Origin of the sequence: Sphingosinicella sp. (assembly GCF_013911755.1) — a bacterium.
Lineage (GTDB): Bacteria > Pseudomonadota > Alphaproteobacteria > Sphingomonadales > Sphingomonadaceae > Sphingosinicella.
This window is the reverse complement of the sequence record NZ_JACESP010000007.1, coordinates 126896-145086: the sequence shown is the minus strand read 5'-3', so window position 1 is coordinate 145086 and position 18191 is coordinate 126896. Positions and strand designations below refer to the sequence as shown.

18 protein-coding genes are annotated in these 18191 nt (G+C 65.0%); 11 read left to right on the top strand and 7 right to left on the bottom strand.

What is annotated here, in order from left to right; translation table 11 throughout:
• On the top strand, positions 1-652 hold a 652-nt coding region (locus H2052_RS07370), incomplete at its 5' end, for a TfuA-like protein (RefSeq protein ID WP_293779692.1).
• Here H2052_RS07370 and H2052_RS07365 read toward each other — a convergent pair.
• Entirely contained in the window at positions 624-2627 is a 2004-nt protein-coding gene (locus tag H2052_RS07365) for a BTAD domain-containing putative transcriptional regulator (RefSeq protein ID WP_293779690.1), read from the bottom strand. The two genes, H2052_RS07370 and H2052_RS07365, sit on opposite strands and share 29 nt — an antisense overlap.
• Positions 2628-2791: 164 nt before the next feature.
• On the opposite strand from H2052_RS07365, the gene H2052_RS07360 reads away from it, so the two are divergent.
• Genes H2052_RS07360 through H2052_RS07350 form a run of 3 tightly spaced genes read left to right on the top strand, consistent with a single transcriptional unit; the run spans position 2792 to position 5334 of the window.
• On the top strand, positions 2792-3541 hold the full coding sequence (locus H2052_RS07360; RefSeq protein ID WP_293779688.1) for an electron transfer flavoprotein subunit beta/FixA family protein: 750 nt from the start codon (positions 2792-2794) through the stop codon (positions 3539-3541).
• Entirely contained in the window at positions 3538-4467 is a 930-nt protein-coding gene (locus H2052_RS07355; protein ID WP_293779687.1) for an electron transfer flavoprotein subunit alpha/FixB family protein, read from the top strand. The genes H2052_RS07360 and H2052_RS07355 overlap by 4 nt, the downstream gene beginning before the upstream one ends.
• Positions 4468-4470: 3 nt before the next feature.
• Positions 4471-5334, top strand: coding sequence for a 3-hydroxybutyryl-CoA dehydrogenase (locus tag H2052_RS07350; RefSeq protein ID WP_293779686.1), 864 nt, complete (start codon positions 4471-4473; stop codon positions 5332-5334).
• On the opposite strand, the gene H2052_RS07345 is transcribed toward H2052_RS07350, so the two are convergent.
• Positions 5331-6563: a NupC/NupG family nucleoside CNT transporter gene (locus tag H2052_RS07345; RefSeq protein WP_293779684.1), complete on the bottom strand. Its 1233-nt coding sequence runs from the start codon at positions 6561-6563 to the stop codon at positions 5331-5333. The genes H2052_RS07350 and H2052_RS07345 overlap by 4 nt on opposite strands.
• Positions 6564-6645: 82 nt before the next feature.
• Here H2052_RS07345 and H2052_RS07340 point away from each other — a divergent pair, with 82 nt between their 5' ends.
• Positions 6646-7278 carry a queuosine precursor transporter gene (locus tag H2052_RS07340; protein WP_293779682.1) on the top strand — a complete coding sequence of 211 codons (633 nt, stop codon included), beginning with the start codon at positions 6646-6648 and terminating at the stop codon, positions 7276-7278.
• Here H2052_RS07340 and H2052_RS07335 read toward each other — a convergent pair.
• Entirely contained in the window at positions 7275-8228 is a 954-nt protein-coding gene (locus H2052_RS07335; protein WP_293779680.1) for a cation diffusion facilitator family transporter, read from the bottom strand. The two genes, H2052_RS07340 and H2052_RS07335, sit on opposite strands and share 4 nt — an antisense overlap.
• Before the next feature lie 180 nt (positions 8229-8408).
• Between H2052_RS07335 and argB the strand changes: the two genes are divergently transcribed.
• On the top strand, positions 8409-9311 hold the full coding sequence (gene argB / locus H2052_RS07330) for an acetylglutamate kinase (protein WP_293779678.1): 903 nt from the start codon (positions 8409-8411) through the stop codon (positions 9309-9311).
• 21 nt (positions 9312-9332) lie between these two features.
• Here argB and H2052_RS07325 read toward each other — a convergent pair whose 3' ends face one another.
• Positions 9333-10607 carry an MFS transporter gene (locus H2052_RS07325; RefSeq protein WP_293779676.1) on the bottom strand — a complete coding sequence of 425 codons (1275 nt, stop codon included), beginning with the start codon at positions 10605-10607 and terminating at the stop codon, positions 9333-9335.
• 103 nt (positions 10608-10710) lie between these two features.
• On the opposite strand from H2052_RS07325, the gene H2052_RS07320 reads away from it, so the two are divergent.
• The 5 genes from H2052_RS07320 to folE all read left to right on the top strand — a co-directional run bounded on the left by H2052_RS07320 (position 10711) and on the right by folE (position 15190).
• Positions 10711-11073, top strand: a complete 363-nt coding sequence (locus H2052_RS07320; RefSeq protein ID WP_293779674.1) for a hypothetical protein — start codon at positions 10711-10713, stop codon at positions 11071-11073.
• Between the two features lie 43 nt (positions 11074-11116).
• Complete coding sequence (acs, locus tag H2052_RS07315) at positions 11117-13066, top strand: acetate--CoA ligase (RefSeq protein WP_293779672.1); 1950 nt, start codon at positions 11117-11119, stop codon at positions 13064-13066.
• Between the two features lie 191 nt (positions 13067-13257).
• A complete protein-coding gene (locus H2052_RS07310) occupies positions 13258-13986 on the top strand; it encodes a CsgG/HfaB family protein (RefSeq protein WP_243445626.1) in 729 nt (242 codons plus the stop codon).
• 68 nt (positions 13987-14054) lie between these two features.
• On the top strand, positions 14055-14555 hold the full coding sequence (locus H2052_RS07305; RefSeq protein ID WP_293779670.1) for an NUDIX hydrolase: 501 nt from the start codon (positions 14055-14057) through the stop codon (positions 14553-14555).
• A gap of 47 nt (positions 14556-14602) precedes the next feature.
• Positions 14603-15190, top strand: a complete 588-nt coding sequence (gene folE / locus H2052_RS07300; RefSeq protein WP_293779668.1) for a GTP cyclohydrolase I FolE — start codon at positions 14603-14605, stop codon at positions 15188-15190.
• Here folE and H2052_RS17855 read toward each other — a convergent pair whose 3' ends face one another.
• From H2052_RS17855 to H2052_RS07290, 3 genes are all read right to left on the bottom strand, one after another.
• Positions 15191-15781, bottom strand: a complete 591-nt coding sequence (locus H2052_RS17855) for a CVNH domain-containing protein (protein WP_366484328.1) — start codon at positions 15779-15781, stop codon at positions 15191-15193.
• Between the two features lie 157 nt (positions 15782-15938).
• Positions 15939-16955 (bottom strand): SO2930 family diheme c-type cytochrome, encoded by a 1017-nt coding sequence (locus H2052_RS07295; RefSeq protein ID WP_293779666.1) that lies wholly within the window; start codon positions 16953-16955, stop codon positions 15939-15941.
• Positions 16955-18157, bottom strand: coding sequence for a parallel beta-helix domain-containing protein (locus tag H2052_RS07290; RefSeq protein WP_293779664.1), 1203 nt, complete (start codon positions 18155-18157; stop codon positions 16955-16957). Before H2052_RS07290 ends, H2052_RS07295 begins: the two co-directional genes overlap by 1 nt.
• Positions 18158-18191 lie beyond the last annotated feature (34 nt).

Sequence of the window (18191 nt, the reverse complement as noted above, 5' to 3'; positions counted from 1 at the left end):
CAACATCATATACTTCCCCCCCGCCACCGCCGGAGACCTGCTCGCGCTCGCCAAACAGCCGCCGCACCGCGTGCTGCTGATCGACGGCATCTTCGAAGCGGCGAGGGCGCCCTGGCACAAGGAGATCCTCGTGCTCCTCGCCGAAGGCTTCGACGTCTGGGGCGCCGCCAGCCTCGGCGCGCTCCGCGCCGCCGAGCTTCACCGCTTCGGGATGCGACCCGAAGGCGCCATCGCGCACGCCTATGCCGCCGGGCGCATCATCGGGGACGACGAGGTCGCAGTGGCACATGCGCCGGCCGCGTTCGGCCACCGGGCGCTCTCCCTGGCACAGATCGATGTGCGCGCGACCCTCGCCGCGGCGCTTCGCACCCGCCTGCTGACAAAAGACGAAGCCCGACTCCTGCGCGCCGCGTCGCACACGATCTTCTTCAAGGACCGCACGATGCCGGCGCTGCTGTCTGCCGCCGCGCGTTTGTTGCCCGATCGTGCCGCGGGGCTCGCGGCGTGGCTCCCATCCGGCTTCGTCTCGCGAAAGGCGCACGACGCACGGCAGGCGATCGATGCCGCGCTCGCCGCGCCATTCACACCGCACCGCCGCCCACCGCCACCCGAAACGCTGTTCCTCAAGCGGCTTCGGGATGAGCGTTCCTGAGCACGGGATTGAGATAGGACGAGAATAGTGACCAGTGCTCGGGCTTGCGGAAGGGCAGGTGCGCGTGCAGCCACGAGACCATGTTGCCGTCCGTCATCGGCACATCAGGCGACCAGAGCGCTGCGATCCGCTGACGCCACGCCGCCGCCATCGCCGGGCCAGCGGGATGCCCGACGGCGCTGCTCGCCAGCACGCCGTACAGATCGGCGAAGAGCGTCGGCTCTACGATCAGATCGAAATAAGCGACCGCTTCATCCGGCTTCCGCTGCATCAGCTTGAGGAAGCCCAGGTCTTCGAAAAAATTGTCGTTGGGCAGCGGATCGAGATCGAGGCAGCGCTGCAGATAGTCGCCGCCTTTCGCGTGTTCGCCAAGGAAGATGAGCCCGAATGCGGCCTCTTTGATGCGTTCCGAATGATAGGGGTTGAGCTCCACCGCCTTTTCGAAGTGCGCACGCGCGGCATCCCATCCGCCGCGCCAGAGCTGGCACCAGCCCATCACCGTATAACCGTGAATGTGGCCCCGATCGAGCGACAGGGATGTCTTCGCGAGCTCAAAGGCACGGACGCGGTTCGGCGAGGGGTCCACACCCGCGACCTTGTAGAAATAGTTCGTATTGTAGAGCCGAATAAGATGCGGATAGGCGACGGCCAGCTCAGGTGCGTCCGCAATCACACCCTCAAGTAGCGTAGCGGCCTCTTTGGCTTCCGCGAGGGTCGATGCCGTACGGGCGCGGTGTCGGGCAACGAGATAACGGTCGTAGACGGCGCTCGGCTGCGCACGCGGCACGGCATCGCGCTCGACACGCGGCGTCACGGCCCCGATGATCCGGTCCACCATTGCGTCGATCGCTTCCTGAAGGTCCCCGACCTCGATCGATACGGGATTCGACCAGACAACTGAGCGATCCGACAGCCGCGTCAGCACGGGCGTCACCCGCATGTGCGTCCCCGATTGCCGGAGCGTTGCGGTGAGCGCGTAGGCGATGGTTCCCGCGCCGAACATCGGCACTTCATCCGATGACGGCATGCGGTCTTCGACCAGCACGCGCAGATCTTTGAAGCGGGAGAGGCCCGATAGAACCTCGTCGCGCACGCCTTCTGCCAGGTGCATCAGATTGCTTGCAAAACCCGTTTCGACAAACGGACATACCAGCAGCAGCGGAGGTCCGTCGTGTGCGGGAAGCACAGGGAGTGCAGGCGCCGCCGGCGCAACCGGCTCGGCCACCGGCGCACTGGCGACAGCAGCAAGCGCGTCGAGCGCAGCGGCGCCGGGCACCGTGCCCAGCTCGGCGGCGAGATAGTCGCGCAGCTTCTGGAAACGCCGGTGGGCGATCGGGGCCGCCCCGCGCATCGCATCGGCGCGCATGGCAAGGACCGTCACCTCTTCGTCGCCCGGGTCGCGCAGCAGATAGTGATCGGCAATGCGGCGCGCCGATTCGGTGTCGCCTGTTTCAATGGCACCCGCGAGACCGCGCCGCGCGGCGTCCGCCAGCCGCGCATCGAAATCTGCACGCGCGAGGGTGAGCCATTCGTCATACTCGTCACTGACGAACAGCCCGCCGAGCAATTGTTCGCGCCCTGCAGCCTCGATCGCATCGGCGATGTTCGCCGGTGACCCTGCGACCGCTGCTTCGATGTCCGCGATATCGCTCGTCCAGCCATCTATCAGCGAAACGCTTTCACGGTCTGAAGAGAGGATATCGACGCCGGTTTGCGCCGCAGCGCTGCGCACCTCCAGCAGACATTGGCGAAGGCTGCCGCGTGCCTGCACTTCGCCGCGATCGCCCCAGAAAAGGTCTGCAAGCCGTGCACGCGTGGCCGTGTACCCTCTTGAGAGCGCGAGATAGGCAACGAGAGCGCGCGCGCGCTTGGAGCGCGGCGTGACGTCCACGCCGCCCACGCTGAACCGCACCTCTCCCAAGAGCTGCAAACGCAAATGCGCGCCATCGCCGCTTGGCGATGTCTCCCTGTTCACGACGACCCCGACTGCTTCTTTTTAGAGTTGCACCATTCTGGCACGCGAATTCTTCACGTCAAACGGTGAGTTGCGCGCCTTGGCCGTTGACACACACGCCCTGTTGACGCAGGTCGTCGCGCGATCCGGTTCCCAGAGGCCGGCCAGCTTTCCGGAGGATGCCGATGAAAATCCTAGTGCCCGTGAAGCGGGTGATTGACTACAACGTCAAGGCGCGCGTGAAGTCCGACCAGTCGGGCGTCGAGCTTGCCAACGTCAAAATGAGCATGAATCCCTTCGACGAGATTGCCGTGGAGGAGGCGATCCGCCTGAAGGAAAAGGGCGCGGCGACCGAGATCGTCGTGGTTTCCATCGGCGTTCAGCAGTGCCAGGAGACGCTCCGCACCGCGCTCGCGATGGGCGCCGACCGCGGCATTCTCGTCACCACCGACGTTTCCACCGAGCCGCTCGCGGTTGCCAAGATACTCGCGAAGATCGCGGAAGCCGAAGGCCCCGGTCTCGTCATCCTCGGCAAACAGGCGATCGACGACGACGCCAACCAGACCGGCCAGATGCTCGCCGCGCTACTCGGCTGGGCGCAGGGCACCTTCGCCTCCAAGGTCGAGATCGCGGGCGACAAGGTGAACGTGACACGCGAGGTCGATGGCGGCCTCGAGACGCTTAGCCTGAAGGCCCCGGCGATCATCACCACCGATCTTCGTTTGAACGAGCCGCGCTATGCGTCGCTGCCAAACATCATGAAGGCGAAGTCCAAGCCGATCGACACGAAGACGCCCGACGACTACGGCGTCGATGTCACGCCGCGCCTGAAGACGCTGAAGGTCAGCGAGCCGCCGAAGCGGCAGGCTGGCATCAAGGTCGATTCGGTCGACGCACTCATCGGCAAACTCAAGGAAATGGGAGCGATCGCATGAGCGTCCTCGTCCTCGCTGAACACGACAATGCCTCGATCAAGGACGCGACCCGCGTCGCCGTGACGGCTGCCGGCAAGCTCGGCGGCGACGTGCATGTGCTCGTCGCGGGCCAGGGCGCGCAAGGGGCTGCCGATGCCGCTGCGAAAATCGCTGGCGTTTCCAAAGTGCTGCTCGCCGACGATGCGGCCTACGCCAACGGCCTTTCCGAGAACGTCGCGCCGCTGATCGAAGGCCTGATGGCGAACTACGACGCGCTCGTCGCGCCCGCCACGACATCGGCCAAGAATATCGCGCCGCGTGTCGCCGCGAAGCTCGACACGCAGCAGATCTCCGAGATCACGGGCATCGTCGACGCCAGCACGTTCGAACGGCCGATCTATGCGGGCAACGCGATTGCCACTGTGCAGTCGGGCGACGCCAAGAAGGTCATTACCGTTCGCGGCACCGCCTTCGAGAAGGCCGGTGACGGCGGCTCGGCGAGCATCGAGGCCGTGTCGGGCAGCGGCGACGCGGGTCTTTCGAGCTTCGTCGGTGCCGAGATCGCGAAGCTCGAGCGCCCGGAACTCACCTCCGCCAAGATCATCGTGTCGGGCGGCCGCGCGCTGAAGGACAGCGACACGTTCCAACAGACCATCTTCCCGCTCGCCGACAAACTCGGTGCGGCGGTGGGCGCATCGCGCGCCGCCGTCGATGCAGGCTACGTGCCGAACGATTATCAGGTGGGACAGACCGGTAAGATCGTCGCGCCGGAGCTTTACGTCGCGATCGGCATCTCGGGCGCCATCCAGCACCTCGCGGGCATGAAGGACTCGAAGATCATCGTCGCCATCAATAAGGACGAGGACGCCCCGATCTTCCAGGTCGCGGATCTCGGCCTCGTCGGGGACTTGTTCACCATTGTTCCCGAACTCACGCAGAAGCTCTAGGCCATGAAGACGATTGGGGTCATCGGCTCGGGCCTGATGGGCAACGGCATCGCGCACGTCTCCGCGCTCGCCGGGTTCGACGTCATTCTTTCGGATGTGGAACTCGCGCGCGCGGAAGCGGGCAAGGCCGTGATCGAGAAAAATCTCGGCCGCGCCGTTGCCAAGGGCACGATGCAAGTGGACGAAGTGGAGGCGACGCTCGCGCGCATCCGCCTCACAACCGATCCTGCTGCCTTTTCCGACTGCGACCTCGTTATCGAGGCGGCAACGGAAAACGAGGCGGTCAAGAAGGCGATCTTCAAGGGCCTCGCCCTGAAGAACTCCGCGCTCCTTGCCTCCAACACTTCGTCGATCTCGATCACGCGGCTCGCAGCGGCGACCGATCGCCCCGACCGCTTCGTGGGCCTGCACTTCTTCAATCCCGTGCCGGTGATGAAGCTCGTGGAGATCATCCGTGGCCTCGCGACGTCGGACGCCACCACGGAGGCGATGCACGCGTTCTGCAAGGCGATCGGCAAGACGACCGTGGAAGCGCTCGACAGTCCGGCATTCATCGTCAACCGCGTGCTCTGCCCGATGCTCAATGAGGCGATCTTCGCGCTCGGCGAAGGTGTCGGCTCTGTGGTCGATATCGATCAGGGAATGCGCCTCGGCGCCAATCATCCGATGGGCCCGTTGACGCTCGCCGATTTCGTCGGCCTCGATACGCTGCTCAGCGTCATGCACGTGATGCAGGAAGCGACCGGCGATCCCAAGTATCGCCCGGCGCCGCTGCTGGTGAAATATGTCGAGGCCGGCTGGTATGGCCGCAAGTCCGGCAAGGGCTTTTACGACTATTCGGGCGAGACGCCGGTTCCCACCCGCTAGGCGGACAGCAGCAGCCCCGCGAGGGCTGCGCTCATCAAATTGGCAAGACTGCCCGCGACGAGCGCCTTAATGCCGAGTTTCGCGATCATTGGGCGCTGGCTGGGCGCGAGACTGCCCGTCACCGCCATCTGGATCGCGATCGAGCTGAAGTTCGCGAAACCGCAGAGCGCGAAGGTAACGATCGCCACTGTGGCGGGGGACAGCGCCGCCTGCTGCGCGCTGAGATCGATATAGGCGACGAACTCGTTGAGAACGACCTTGGTGCCGAAGAGGCCGCCCGCGATCCCCGCCTCGTCCCACGGCACGCCGAGCAGGTACATGATGGGCGCGAAGACGTGACCGATGAGTTGCTGGAAGGTGAGGCCCTCAAGCCCGAACCAGGCCCCGACGCCTGAAAGCAGCCCGTTCGCGAGCGCGACCAGCGCCACAAACGCCAGCACCATCGCGCCGACGGCCACCGCCAGCTTCACGCCGGTCTGCGCGCCCTGCGCCGCGGCCATGATGATGTTCGCGGGCTTTTCCTCGTCATGGTCCGATATCTCCACGACCTCGCCCCGCGTACGCGCGAGATCGGCAGGATCATCGGGCATGATGAGTTTCGCCATCAATATGCCGCCCGGCGCGGCCATGAAGCTTGCCGCGAGCAGATAGTCGATGCTGATACCCATCGACGCATAGGCGGCGAGGATCGTGCCCGCCACCCCCGCCATGCCGGACGACATCACCGCGAAAAGCTGCGCGGGGCTGAGACCCGCCAGATAGGGACGAATCACGAGCGGCGATTCGCTCTGGCCGACGAAGATATTGGACGCCGCACAGAGCGATTCGACCTTGCTGATACCGGTGATCTTTTCGAGCCCACCGCCGATCCATCGGATGACAAGCTGCATCACGCCGAGGTGATAGAGAATGGCGATGAGCGCGGCGAAGAAGATGATCGTCGGCAGCGCCTGAAACGCGAAGCTCTGTCCGAGCGGATCGCCGAGCAGCCTTCCGAACAGGAATTCGGAGCCTGCGCGCGCGTAGCCGAGCAGTTCCCCGACACCCGCCGACAGCCAGGCAAGTGCCCGGCGCCCCGCCGGAACATAAAGCACCAGCACGGCAATTCCGGCCTGAAGCGCGAAGGCCGCGCCGACCACACGCAGGCGAATGGCGCGGCGATCTGAGGACAACAGAACAGCGATGGCGAGGATGAGCGCAATACCGCCAAGACCGATCAGTATGCGCATTGTTCCCCCGGCAAATGTCCGCTCACGAGCGCCAAGCTATATAGCTTTCTCAGACAGCGAAAAGCCGTTAGCAACGTGCGCGATGCCGACCGCCACGCCGCCAATATCCCGCTCGCTTTTCGCGTTCTCGATCCTTTACGGCGGTATGACCTGCATCGCCGGAATCCTCGGCAACAAGCAGGTCGCGCTGGGGCCGCTCGCGGTGGAGGCGGGCATCTTCGCGTTCCTGCTTCTCGTCGTGCTGTCAAGCGCGGTTGCCGAGCTTCATGGCCGCGAGACTGCGAACCGACTGGTGGTGCTGGGTTTCGTGCCGCTGATCGTGTCGATGCTGCTGATCCTCACCGTGCTCGCCTTGCCCGCTTCGCCGGAAATGGATTCGGAGCGGCTGGCCGGTTTCCAGCTCGTGCTGGCGCAGAGCCCGCGCCTGATGGGCGCCGGGATCGTCGCCTACGGCATCTCGCAGCTTCTGAATGTCGGCCTTTTCAGCCTGATGCGCCGTGAAGGCGGGCTGCTGTGGCTGCGCGGCGCGCTCGCGAGCATCCTCTCGCAGATCGTCGACACGCTGATCTTCATCACGCTCGCCTTCTACGGCGTGTTCCCGATTCTCGATCTGATGATCGGCCAGATGCTGACGAAGGTGGTGCTTTCAGTCGTTCTGGTACCGCCGTTGATCCACGGCTTCGTTGCGATCGGCCGGAAACTCGATTCGCGCTAGCGACAGATCGGCGCGTGATCGCCGTCCTCGATCTCGACGGTGGCGTGATCGACATGGAAACGCGATTGCAGCCGTTCGCGAATGGCCTTTTTCACCAGCGCCGAGGAGGCATCCGGGCGGATGCGCGCGTGCAGCGTCGCCATCGGCCGCTCTTCGCTGATAGACCAGACGTGGACGTGATGGATGCTCTCCACCCCATCGATGTTCGCCGACAGATCGGCAACGACCGTGTCCGCCTCCAGCCCAGCCGGCGCGCCTTCGAGCAGGATATGTGCGGCATCCCGTGTCACGGCCCATGCGCTTCTGAGGATGATCAGCGCCACGAACACCGAAAGCAGCGGGTCGGCAGCGGTCCATCCGGTGTACAGGATGACGATCGCGGCGGTGATGGTACCGACCGATCCGAGAAGATCGCCGGCCACGTGCGCGAGCGCGCCGCGCACATTGAGGTTTCCGCGATCCGCGCCGAACAGTAGCCAGAAGGCAAAAATGTTCACGATGAGACCGGCGACCGCGACGCCCAGCATCGTCGGTGCCGCGATAGGGGGCGGGTTCTGGAGGCGCTGCACGGCTTCCCAGATGATGACCGCGGCAATTGCGAACAGGCTCAGCCCGTTCACGAAGGCAACGAGCACCGAGAAGCGGTCGAAGCCGAACGTTCGCCGCCAGTCCGCCGGCCGCCGTGCCAGCCGGAAGGCGAACCAGGCGAGCGCGAGCGCCGCGAAATCGGTGAGCATGTGGCCCGCGTCGGCCAGCAGCGCCAGCGAGCCGGAAACGATCCCGCCCGCCACCTCGGCGATCATGAAGCCGCCCGTGAGCAGCGCAGCGAAACCGACGCGGCGCTCGTTGCCCGCGCTCACGGTCGGCGCGTGCGAATGTCCGCCGTGTGAATGGCCATGGCTGTGGCCATGCCCGTGGCCCGTATGCGGGTGATTGTGGTCGCGGCTCATGCTGAAACTCTGACCCCCTTTGTTATTCACGTCAATAAAAACAGCATGTTACGAGATATCACCCCGCGAGCGACACGCGGAGGTCGTTCGCAATCGGCCGGGGCGAGCGCCCATCATCTTCTCTTCCCCTTTTGCACCGAGCCTTTATAGCGGCGCACGATTACTGAGGAGCCCTGCCGAATGTCTGTCGACCATACGCCCGATCCGGCCATGCTCGCCAAGGCCGAAACGCTGACCGAGGCGCTGCCCTTCATCCAGAAATACGTCGGCCAGACCTTCGTGGTGAAATACGGTGGCCACGCGATGGGCGATCCCGAACGCGCGATCGATTTCGCGGAGGACGTTGTGCTGCTGAAGGCGATCGGCATCAACCCGATCGTCGTGCACGGTGGCGGGCCACAGATCGGCAACATGCTCGGACGGCTCGGCATCAAATCGGAGTTCGTCGACGGGCTGCGCGTCACCGACGCCGCGACCGCAGAGGTCGCGGAAATGGTGCTGGCAGGCGCCATCAACAAGGATCTCGTGAGCTGGATCGGCCGCGCAGGCGGCACCGCCGTCGGCATTTCCGGCAAGGACGCACGCCTTGTGACGGCGCGCAAGCTGACTCGGACGGCGCGCGATCCCGACAGCGCGATCGAACGCGTCGTCGATCTCGGCTTCGTCGGAGAGCCCGTGGCGGTGAACGCCAAGATCCTCGATCTGATGACGCGTTCCGACGTGATTCCGGTCATCGCACCAATCGCCGAGGATGCTGAGGGCCATACTTACAACATCAACGCCGACACGATGGCCGGCGCGATCGCGGGCGCCGTCGGCGCGGCGCGGCTGATGCTGCTGACCGACGTTCCCGGCGTGCTCGCCAAGGACAAGTCGCTGCTCACCGATCTCACGCCCGCGCGCATCATGGAACTGATCGCGGACGGCACGATTTCGGGCGGGATGATCCCGAAGCTCGAGACCTGCCTCTCCGCCGTCACCGGCGGGGTCGAGGCCGCGGTGATCCTCGACGGGCGCGTGCCACACGCGCTGCTCCTTGAAATCTTCACGCGCAAGGGCGTTGGAACGCTCGTTCGCGCTTAGAAAGTTGCGCCGCGCAACTTTTCAGGCGGTGCCGAGCGCGCGCTGGATGCGGTGAATCCCGAGGCAGGGTATCACGATCAGCAGATTGGCGAGCCCGACGGCGAGAAGGATCTGCGGTACATCGAGCCCGGCCTTCAGCAGCACGCCCGAACCGAGCGCGGCGGCCACCATGAAGCCCGAGTTGATGATGTTGTTCGCCGCGATGGTCCGCGCCCGCGCCGAAGGATCGCTCGCGGTTTGCAGCAGCGCATAGAGCGGCACGATGAACGCGCCCGCCGCGACGGAAAGCCCGAAGAGATCGAGCACGATGCGCCAGCTTCCCGGATCGGTGAGGAATTCACCCACGCCGATCAATTCGGCGTGCGGCACGTCGAACGCGCGGATCGCGAAATAGAGATCGGCGATGAACGCCGTCATGAGCACGGCGGATGCAGGGGCATAGCGAACGGAAATCGCACCTTTCAGGAGGCGTGCGACCACCAGCGATCCGGTTGCGACGCCGATCGAAAAAATGGTGAGAAAGAGCGTCGCCACGGTTTCCGCGCCGCCGAGATCGCCCTTCACCAGCGGCACGAACAAGCTGGTGAATACCGCCCCGACTGACCAGAACCACGAGACCGCGAGCACGGCGCGGCCAAGCTGCGGATCGCGCGTGACCTCGCGCGTGATGCGGAGCGAACTTGCGACAATATTCCATTCGACGCGCGCACGTCCGGCTGGCGGTGCTGCGGGCACCTGCCGCCCGGTGAGATAGCCGAGCCCGGCGACCCCGACGATCGCCCATGCCGAAACCTGAGGCGCGAGGAGGCCGCCGGCGACCTGTCCGGTAAGAATGGCGATGAACGTGCCGGCCTCGACAAGGCCCGTGCCCGTGAGCAATTCCTTCGGTGCGAGATGCTGCGGCAGGATCGCGTACTTGATCGGCCCGAAGAAGGTGGAGTGCAGCCCCATTGCGAACAGCACCAGCATCATCAGCGGCATCGAGCCCAGAGTCAGCGCCGCCGCGCCGACAAGCATGATGCCGATCTCGGCCGCCTTGATGATGCGGACGAGCCGCGCCTTGTCGATACTGTCGGCGATCTGCCCCGCCATGGCCGAGAACAGCACGAACGGCAGGATGAACACACCCGCCGCCACCGTGACGATCTGCGCCGATGCCGCCGTGTCGCCCGCAAGCAGCGTGTAGGTGATGAGGAACAGCATCGCCGTCTTGTAGAAATTGTCGTTGAACGCGCCCAGGAACTGGGTGGCGAACAGCGGCCCGAAACGGCGCGCAGCGAGAAGAGGGATGCCCACGGCGGCAGACGCTAGCGCGCCGCGTGGGCCTGCGAAAGCCCATCCTTGCGGAATGCTCCGCCGCGCGCCAGAATTGCCGCCCGAAAACAGTGGAGGCTGGACTATGCCGAGCAGACCGGAAACACAGGGTTTCGATCTCAACCGGCCGACCATCGTCGCGCTGCTGATCCTCGTCGGCGCCGTCTCGGGCGTGCCGACGCTTATCGGCGCGATCCTCGCCTACGTGTGGCGGGGCGAGCCGGGCAACGCACCGTGGGAGGAGAGTCATTTCGCGTATCATATCCGAGGCTTCTGGATGACGGTGGTTTGCGTGATCGCGTTGGGGGCTGTGACACTCCTCACGTTCGGGCTGGCCGGTTTCCTGTTTCCGCTGATCTCGATCTGGCTCGTCGTGCGCGCCGTCATTTCGATCGCGAAAGCGCAGCGCCACGAGCCGATGCCCGATCCGAATACGTATCTGTGGTAGTGCGGCCAAAGCGCCGCGAAATGTCCTGGGGAGAGTTTGACCAATGAGCGACGCCGCGACCGCGACGTACCCCGTTCCCGCGCATACCGCCGCGCGGACGATCTGCGACGCCGAAACCTACGAGGCGATGTACCGGCGGTCGCTCGAGGATCCGGACGGTTTCTGGCGCGAGCAGATCGGGATCGTCGACTGGATCAAGGCGCCGGGCGTGATGGGCAACTGGTCTTACGCGCCGGTCGACATAAAATGGTTCGAGGACGGCATGCTGAATGCGTGCGTCAACTGCGTCGACCGGCACCTGCCGGCGCGTGCGGACCAGCCGGCGATCGTTTGGGAGGCAGACGACCCGAACGCTGCGTCCGTTACGCTCACCTATGCCGAGCTTCATGCGGAGGTCTGCCGGTTCGCGAATGCGCTGAAGGCGATGGGCGTCCAGAAGGGCGACCGCGTGACGATCTATCTGCCGATGATCCCCGAAGCCGCCGTCGCCATGCTGGCGTGCGCGCGCATCGGCGCGGTGCACAGCGTTGTTTTTGCAGGATTTTCTGCGGAAGCCGTCGCCGGGCGTATTGACGATGCGAAAAGCGACTTCATCATCACGGCGGACGAAGGCCGACGCGGCGGCAAGACGATCGCACTGAAGCAGACGATCGACGACGCGATCTGCCACGCTTGGCATGACGTCAAAGGCGTACTCGTCGTGCGCCATACCGGCGCTGACGTGCCGATGACGCACGAACGCGACAGCTGGTGGCACGAAAAGCGCGAAACCGTCTCCGCCGACTGCCCGGCCGAGCCGATGAACGCCGAAGACCCGCTGTTCATCCTCTACACCTCCGGCTCCACCGGAAAGCCGAAGGGTGTGCTGCACACCACGGGCGGCTATCTCGTATGGACGACACTCACCTTCAAATACGTGTTCGACTGGCGCGACGAGGGCGCGCTGCACTGGTGCACCGCCGACGTGGGCTGGGTGACGGGGCACAGCTACATCATCTACGGCCCGCTTGCGAACGGCGCCTCGACGCTGATGTTCGAGGGCGTCCCCAACTATCCGGATGTGAGCCGCTTCTGGGCGGTGATCGAAAAGCACCGGCCCGCCACCTTCTACACGGCGCCGACCGCACTCCGCGCGTTGATGCGCGAGGGCGACGCACCTGTGCTGAAACACGACCTCTCCTCGCTGCGCCTGCTCGGCACCGTCGGCGAGCCGATCAATCCCGAGGCGTGGCTCTGGTATCACCGCGTGGCGGGCAAGGAGCGGCTGCCGATCATCGACACATGGTGGCAGACGGAAACCGGCGGCGTGCTGATTTCGCCGCTGCCGGGCGCGATCCCGACCAAGCCGGGCAGTGCGACCAAGCCGTTTTTCGGCATTGAACCCGCGCTGGTCGATGCGGACGGCAAGTTCATCGAAGGCCCCGCCTCGGGCAACCTCGTGCTCAAACGCTCGTGGCCAGGACAGGCGCGCACGCTTTACGGCGATCACCAGCGCTTCGCCGAAACTTATTTTTCCGCGTACAAGGGCCTATACTTCACGGGCGACGGTTCGCGCCATGACGAAGACGGCTATTGGTGGATCACCGGCCGCGTCGACGATGTGCTCAATGTCTCCGGCCACAGGCTCGGCACTGCGGAAGTGGAATCGGCGCTCGTCGGCCACCCCAAGGTCGCCGAAGCCGCGGTCGTCGGCTACCCGCACGACATCAAGGGCCAGGGCATCTACTGCTACGTGACGCCGATCGCGGGCGTGGAGGGCGACGCCGCGCTCGAAGCCGAGCTGAAGGCGGAGGTGCGGCGCGAGATCGGGCCGATCGCGACGCCGGACCAGATCCATTTCACCCCCGCGCTGCCCAAGACACGCTCAGGCAAGATCATGCGGCGTATCCTTCGCAAGATCGCCGAAAACGACTTCGGATCGCTCGGCGACACGACGACGCTTGCCGATCCGTCCGTGGTCGACAGCCTGATCGCGGGACGCAGGAACCGGTAGTTGCAACCGAATCATAACGTGTGCGGACTATCCGGGAACGATTGCCGGGACCGCCCAAGTCCGGCAATATACGCTCCGGCTGCGGGCGGCGCCGGAAACGGTGACAGGGGTTTCGCTAACCAGCACATTTGAACATGGGGAAGTTTATGAAGATCCTGAAAACACTTGGCTTCGGCGTTGCCGTGGCCGCCATGGCCGTCGCTTCAGGCACGGCATCCGCGCAATCCCAGTCCTCCGCGCGCAAGGCGCAGACGAAAAGTATGCAGGAAATCCCGGTCTGCCAGAAGCGGCTGGGCACGGTTTCCATCGTCGAGCCCGACACCAACTGGTGGCAGCAGCTCGGCCTCGGCAGCCCGGAAGCGATCATCAAGCTGTTCGTGATGAAATCCGGCTGCTTCGGCCTCGTCGATCGCGGCAAGGGCCTCGCCAGCCGCAACATCGAGCGCGCGCTCGCCGATTCCGGCGAACTGCAGGCGAATTCGAATATCGGAAAGCGCCAGGTGAAGGCCGCTGATTATTTCATCGTCCCCGATCTCGTTTCGAAGAACGAGAACTCGGGCGGCGGCGGCATCGGCGCGATCGCGGGCGGTCTTCTGGGTAGCCGCACGCTCGGTATGATCGCGGGCGGACTTTCGACCAAGAGCAAGGAAGCCAATGTCATGCTGACGCTGGTGAACGCGCGCACCACCGAGCAGGAGCGCCTGACCGAAGGCTATTTCCGCAAGAAGGATTTGAGCTGGGCGGCCGGTGGCGGCGGCGGCTGGTGGGGCGGCTTCGGCGGCGCCGGCGGCGGCGGCTATTCGAACACCGAGATCGGCCAGGTCATCACGCTCGCCTATCTCGACGCCTACAAGCAGCTCGTGACGCAGCTCGGTGGCCTGCCCGTGGACCCGAGCGCCGCTGCGCCGGTCGCGCAGTAAGCCTGAGAACACCGGAAGGGGGCGGCACCGCAGGGCGCCGCCCTTTTTCTTTGCCTGAAAGACCACGCGTGACCGACAAGACCGTCTGGAAAGGCCGCTTCCTCGAAGCCGTCGTCGAAAACGACTGGGAGTATGTGCGCCGCCCCGGCGGCATGGGCGCCGCCGTCATTCTCGCCGTTACGGGCGCCGCGGAGATCGTGCTTGTCGAGCAGTACCGCGTGCCGCTCGGCGCATCGTGCCTCGAACTGCCCGCCGGACTTGTCGGCGACGACGGCCCCGAGGACGTGCTGACCGCCGCGCGCCGCGAACTTGAGGAAGAAACCGGCTTCCGTGCCGAAACGCTGGAAGACCTCGGCGTGTTCACCTCCTCTCCGGGCATGACAAGCGAGCACTTCACACTGGTACGCGCGACGGGGCTCGTTCGGGTCGGCGCGGGCGGCGGCGTCGAGGGCGAGAACATCACCGTTCACTGCGTTCCGCTTCGAACATTGCCGCATTTCATCGCCGAAAAGCGCCGTGCAGGCGTGATGATCGACGTCCGGCTGCTCGCCGCGCTGACGCTGCTTTAGAGGCTCGGGACTTGCGGCAGGCGTCCGTCGGTGGTTAGGGGAGAGCCATGACCGCATCCAACGACCGCGACAACGGCATCCCGCAAGACGTGCTCGGCGCCGTCCGCCGTCTGATCGAATGGGCCGGAGACGACCCCGCGCGCGAAGGACTCGCCGACACGCCCGGTCGCGTCGCGCGCGCCTACCGCGAGTATTTCCGCGGCTATGCCGAGGATCCTGCGCTTCACCTTTCGCGCACCTTCGAGGAAGTCGGCGGCTACGACGAGATCGTGCTTCTGCGCGACATCGCGTTTCAATCGCACTGCGAGCACCACATGGCGCCGATCATCGGCAAGGCGCACATCGCCTATCTGCCGGGCGACCGTGTCGTCGGCATCTCGAAGCTCGCGCGCGTCCTCAAGGGGTTTGCCTCACGCCTTCAGGTGCAGGAGCGCCTGACCGCCGAGGTCGCCGACTGTATCTGGGAACATCTGCAGCCACGCGGCGTCGCCGTCGTGATCGAGGCGGCGCACGCCTGCATGTCCGCACGCGGCGTCAACACGCCGGGCGTCACCATGACGACAAGCCGCATGATGGGCGTGTTCCGCGAGGATGAACGCAGCCGCAAGGAAGTGCTGAGCCTGATGGGGCTTTAGCTACTCGCAAGCGAGTCGTCCGTTGCGGCCCACTACGATAAAAGATTCGGGGATGGTACATTTAGAAGAATCAATACGCGAGCGTTGCCAGTCTCCGGTAAGACTTGGGCAGGTAGCTTCAATTGTGTGGGATCGCCTCGATATATCTCGACACGCCATCAGGTAAGGCCCCTCCCAAACACCATCGAACAGAAAGGCGCCGGGCCTACCGACACATGTGAGAACACCCTCACGGTTTTCCGCAATCCTTGATAAGCAATCAGTGGATCGAAGTTCGGATCGTCTCCAGCCGTGGTTCGATATCCTGCACGTGCTTTTCAGATTGCCGCGTCGGTCAATCGAAACGTCTCGGCACGATTTGCGAAATGAGCCCTGCCAATTGGCGCTGACAACGCCGGAATCAAATCTCTCGCAATAGAGATGGCCATTTCGATTGCCAAAACTTGCACATCCAGAAAGCCATATCGCAGAGCGAACCATTTTGCCGGTACTGTCGGGGCAGTTAGCGCTTAATCTATTGCCCTCAATCACGCTGCTCGCGCATGTCTCGCGCCATGAGCCACGCGGCCAATCCGCCGCACGCGCATTCATCGCCACCAAGATACCGAACGCTGCCGCGACGACGGCATACGCTATGGGGCGCATTGAGCCTGGCGACAAGTTTACCAGAAAATGCATGAGCCACTGCGATTCGAAAAGCCTCGGCATTGCAGCAGGATACACCAGTTCGAGCTGCCCGGAAGGCGGTTCACCGCATGGCGGTGATCCAGGCGCGCACCAGCGCCGTGCCCGTTTCGTCTGGCTGCGTGCGGCCGAGTTCGGGCATCATGACGCCGGGTTCGGTCGATTCCATCCGGTAGGTGAGGATCGAGCGGTCGGGGTGCCCGGGATCGATCGAGACCATGCGGCCGCCCGAACCGCGCCCCGCCGCGACCGGCCCCTTGCCGATGCCGATGTTCGGGCCGGACGGCGTCTCCCATGTGAGGAACAGGCCGGAGTTCGACGCGGGACCATCGGGCTTGTGGCAGTGGCCGCAGTTGACGTCGAGATACGCGCGGGCGCGGTATTCGAGGCTTTCGTTTGCGTCCTTCCAATCGGGCAGGCGCGGCGCGTTTTCGGGGACGCCGGAGACAAGGCCGAGGCGCGAGAGGCGCGCGAGATTGTTCTCGCCCTGGAAATCATGGTTGAGGTTCCGCGCCTTGGGGCCGATCGGCACCAGCGCATCACCCGCGGCATGACAGCCCTTGCACTGGTTGACGTTGGGCACCTGCCAATCGAGCGCGAGGGGCTTTCCCGCGCCGTCATGCCCCGTCACCGCGACACGGGCGCCGGCGCGCTTCAGCGTCGCGGCGCTGTCGTCGGCGTTCCACACATAGGGCCACGCCTTCCATCCATCCGCCTGATGCACGAGCAGCCGTGTTTCGATGAGATCGAGACTGCCGTCCGCGCGCGCGAAACCAAAATGCTTGATGAGAACGCTGCCGACAGGGATATCGAGCAGGCCCTCGCCCGCGTAGCGCGCCGTCTTGCCCTCCGGCACATAGAGGAAACGCGCCTTATCCGCATGATCGGAGAACAGGGGCGTTGCGAGGCCATAGCGGACGACGCGGGCGTTCGGGCGCGCAGCACCATCATCGAGGAACAGGCCGGTTTCGGCGAGCGTCGCAGGCGCCGCCGCACCTGCGAGGACCGCATCATTCACCGCTGACGGCGCGGCGGAGGCGACCAGCAGCGCGGCCGCGAGCAGGGCGGCGGCGCGCGGCATCACGGCATCGGCTGATCGGCGGGGAGCACTACGGCGGCGAGCGTTGCGGAAGCGCCAGCCGGCGCGACGGGCGCGGGTTGCGCCTTCGTGGGCGGCGTTCCGGCGACGGCGAGGCCAAGCGAGACCATCGGCACGTCGCTCGCGGGCGTCGTCGTGCTGTCATCCGGCTTGTCCCCGAAGCGTGTGACGCCGTCCCACATCACTGGCGGCAGGCCGCCGCCGAGCGCTGCGGCGAGTTCGGCACCGCCGGGGAATTTGGGGTCCCAGCCGTTCTTGCCGAGCGTATTTCCGAAGATGCGCACGTTTCGCGCCAGCGGATTGTAGCTCGCGTCCTCGAACGGTCGCACGTAGGAGACGACCATTACCGCCGCCGTTCGGTTGCCCTCGATGCGGTTGCCCGACACCTCGACGTTCTCGTTCGCCATCACCATGATGCCGAGCCCCTGCGGCACCTCCGCGACGATGTTGCCGGGCGGGGCGAAGTTCGGCGTGTCGTTGTCGACGACCGTGTTCGAGAAGATGCGCGTGGAATGCCCGCCCATCTTCGGCAGGTTCGGCAGATCGAACACGAGGATGCCGCCCGTGTTGTGATGCGCGAGGTTGCCGTAGACGTCGGCGTGCTTCGAGTTCTCGATCTCGATGCCCGCGACGTTGAAGCTGACGCGGTTGTTGCGGACGATGATATTCTCGGACTGGCCGACGTAGACGCCCGCGTCCGAGCAGGCGACGACTTCGGAGTTCTGCACCAGGACGTTCGTGGCCTCGACCGGGTAGAGGCCGTAGGCGCCGTTGTCCTTGTGCGGCCCGCGCGTCCAGACGATCCGCAGATTATCCATCGTGATGCGGTCGACGCCCTTCGCCTTGATGCCGTCGCCCTTGGTGTCCTCGACGGCGAAGCCGGTGAGCAGAACGCGGTCCGACGTGACGAGCAGCCCCTCTCCCGCCCCCGTCTGGCCCTTGAAGCTGAGCACGCTCGCACCCGGCCCGGCGCCGCGCACGGTGACATTGTCGACATCAAGCGACAGGCCATTCGTGAGTCTGTAGGTGCCGGCCGCAAGCTGGATCACGTCGCCCGGCTGCGCCTCGATAAGCGCGGTTTGCAGCGCCTCCTGATCGTTTTCGCCGGGCGCGACCGCAATCGTCTTCGCCCAGGCGGGCGATGTTGAAATCAGCAGAAACGCCAGCAATGCCTTGCGCATCATGTCCATCCTCCCCTGTTCCGGCCATTATCGTCAG

Bases quoted from the DNA above. Each gene is read 5' to 3' on its own strand.
- H2052_RS07360 (WP_293779688.1), top strand. From the start codon at position 2,792: ATGAAAATCCTAGTGCCCGTGAAGCGGGTGATTGACTACAACGTCAAG.
- acs (WP_293779672.1), top strand. From the start codon at position 11,117: ATGAGCGACGCCGCGACCGCGACGTACCCCGTTCCCGCGCATACCGCC.
- H2052_RS07320 (WP_293779674.1), top strand. From the start codon at position 10,711: ATGCCGAGCAGACCGGAAACACAGGGTTTCGATCTCAACCGGCCGACC.
- H2052_RS17855 (WP_366484328.1), bottom strand. From the start codon at position 15,781: ATGAATGCGCGTGCGGCGGATTGGCCGCGTGGCTCATGGCGCGAGACA.
- H2052_RS07345 (WP_293779684.1), bottom strand. From the start codon at position 6,563: ATGCGCATACTGATCGGTCTTGGCGGTATTGCGCTCATCCTCGCCATC.
- folE (WP_293779668.1), top strand. From the start codon at position 14,603: ATGACCGCATCCAACGACCGCGACAACGGCATCCCGCAAGACGTGCTC.
- H2052_RS07340 (WP_293779682.1), top strand. From the start codon at position 6,646: ATGCCGACCGCCACGCCGCCAATATCCCGCTCGCTTTTCGCGTTCTCG.
- H2052_RS07290 (WP_293779664.1), bottom strand. From the start codon at position 18,157: ATGATGCGCAAGGCATTGCTGGCGTTTCTGCTGATTTCAACATCGCCC.
- H2052_RS07355 (WP_293779687.1), top strand. From the start codon at position 3,538: ATGAGCGTCCTCGTCCTCGCTGAACACGACAATGCCTCGATCAAGGAC.
- H2052_RS07350 (WP_293779686.1), top strand. From the start codon at position 4,471: ATGAAGACGATTGGGGTCATCGGCTCGGGCCTGATGGGCAACGGCATC.
- argB (WP_293779678.1), top strand. From the start codon at position 8,409: ATGTCTGTCGACCATACGCCCGATCCGGCCATGCTCGCCAAGGCCGAA.
- H2052_RS07335 (WP_293779680.1), bottom strand. From the start codon at position 8,228: ATGAGCCGCGACCACAATCACCCGCATACGGGCCACGGGCATGGCCAC.
- H2052_RS07310 (WP_243445626.1), top strand. From the start codon at position 13,258: ATGGCCGTCGCTTCAGGCACGGCATCCGCGCAATCCCAGTCCTCCGCG.
- H2052_RS07295 (WP_293779666.1), bottom strand. From the start codon at position 16,955: ATGCCGCGCGCCGCCGCCCTGCTCGCGGCCGCGCTGCTGGTCGCCTCC.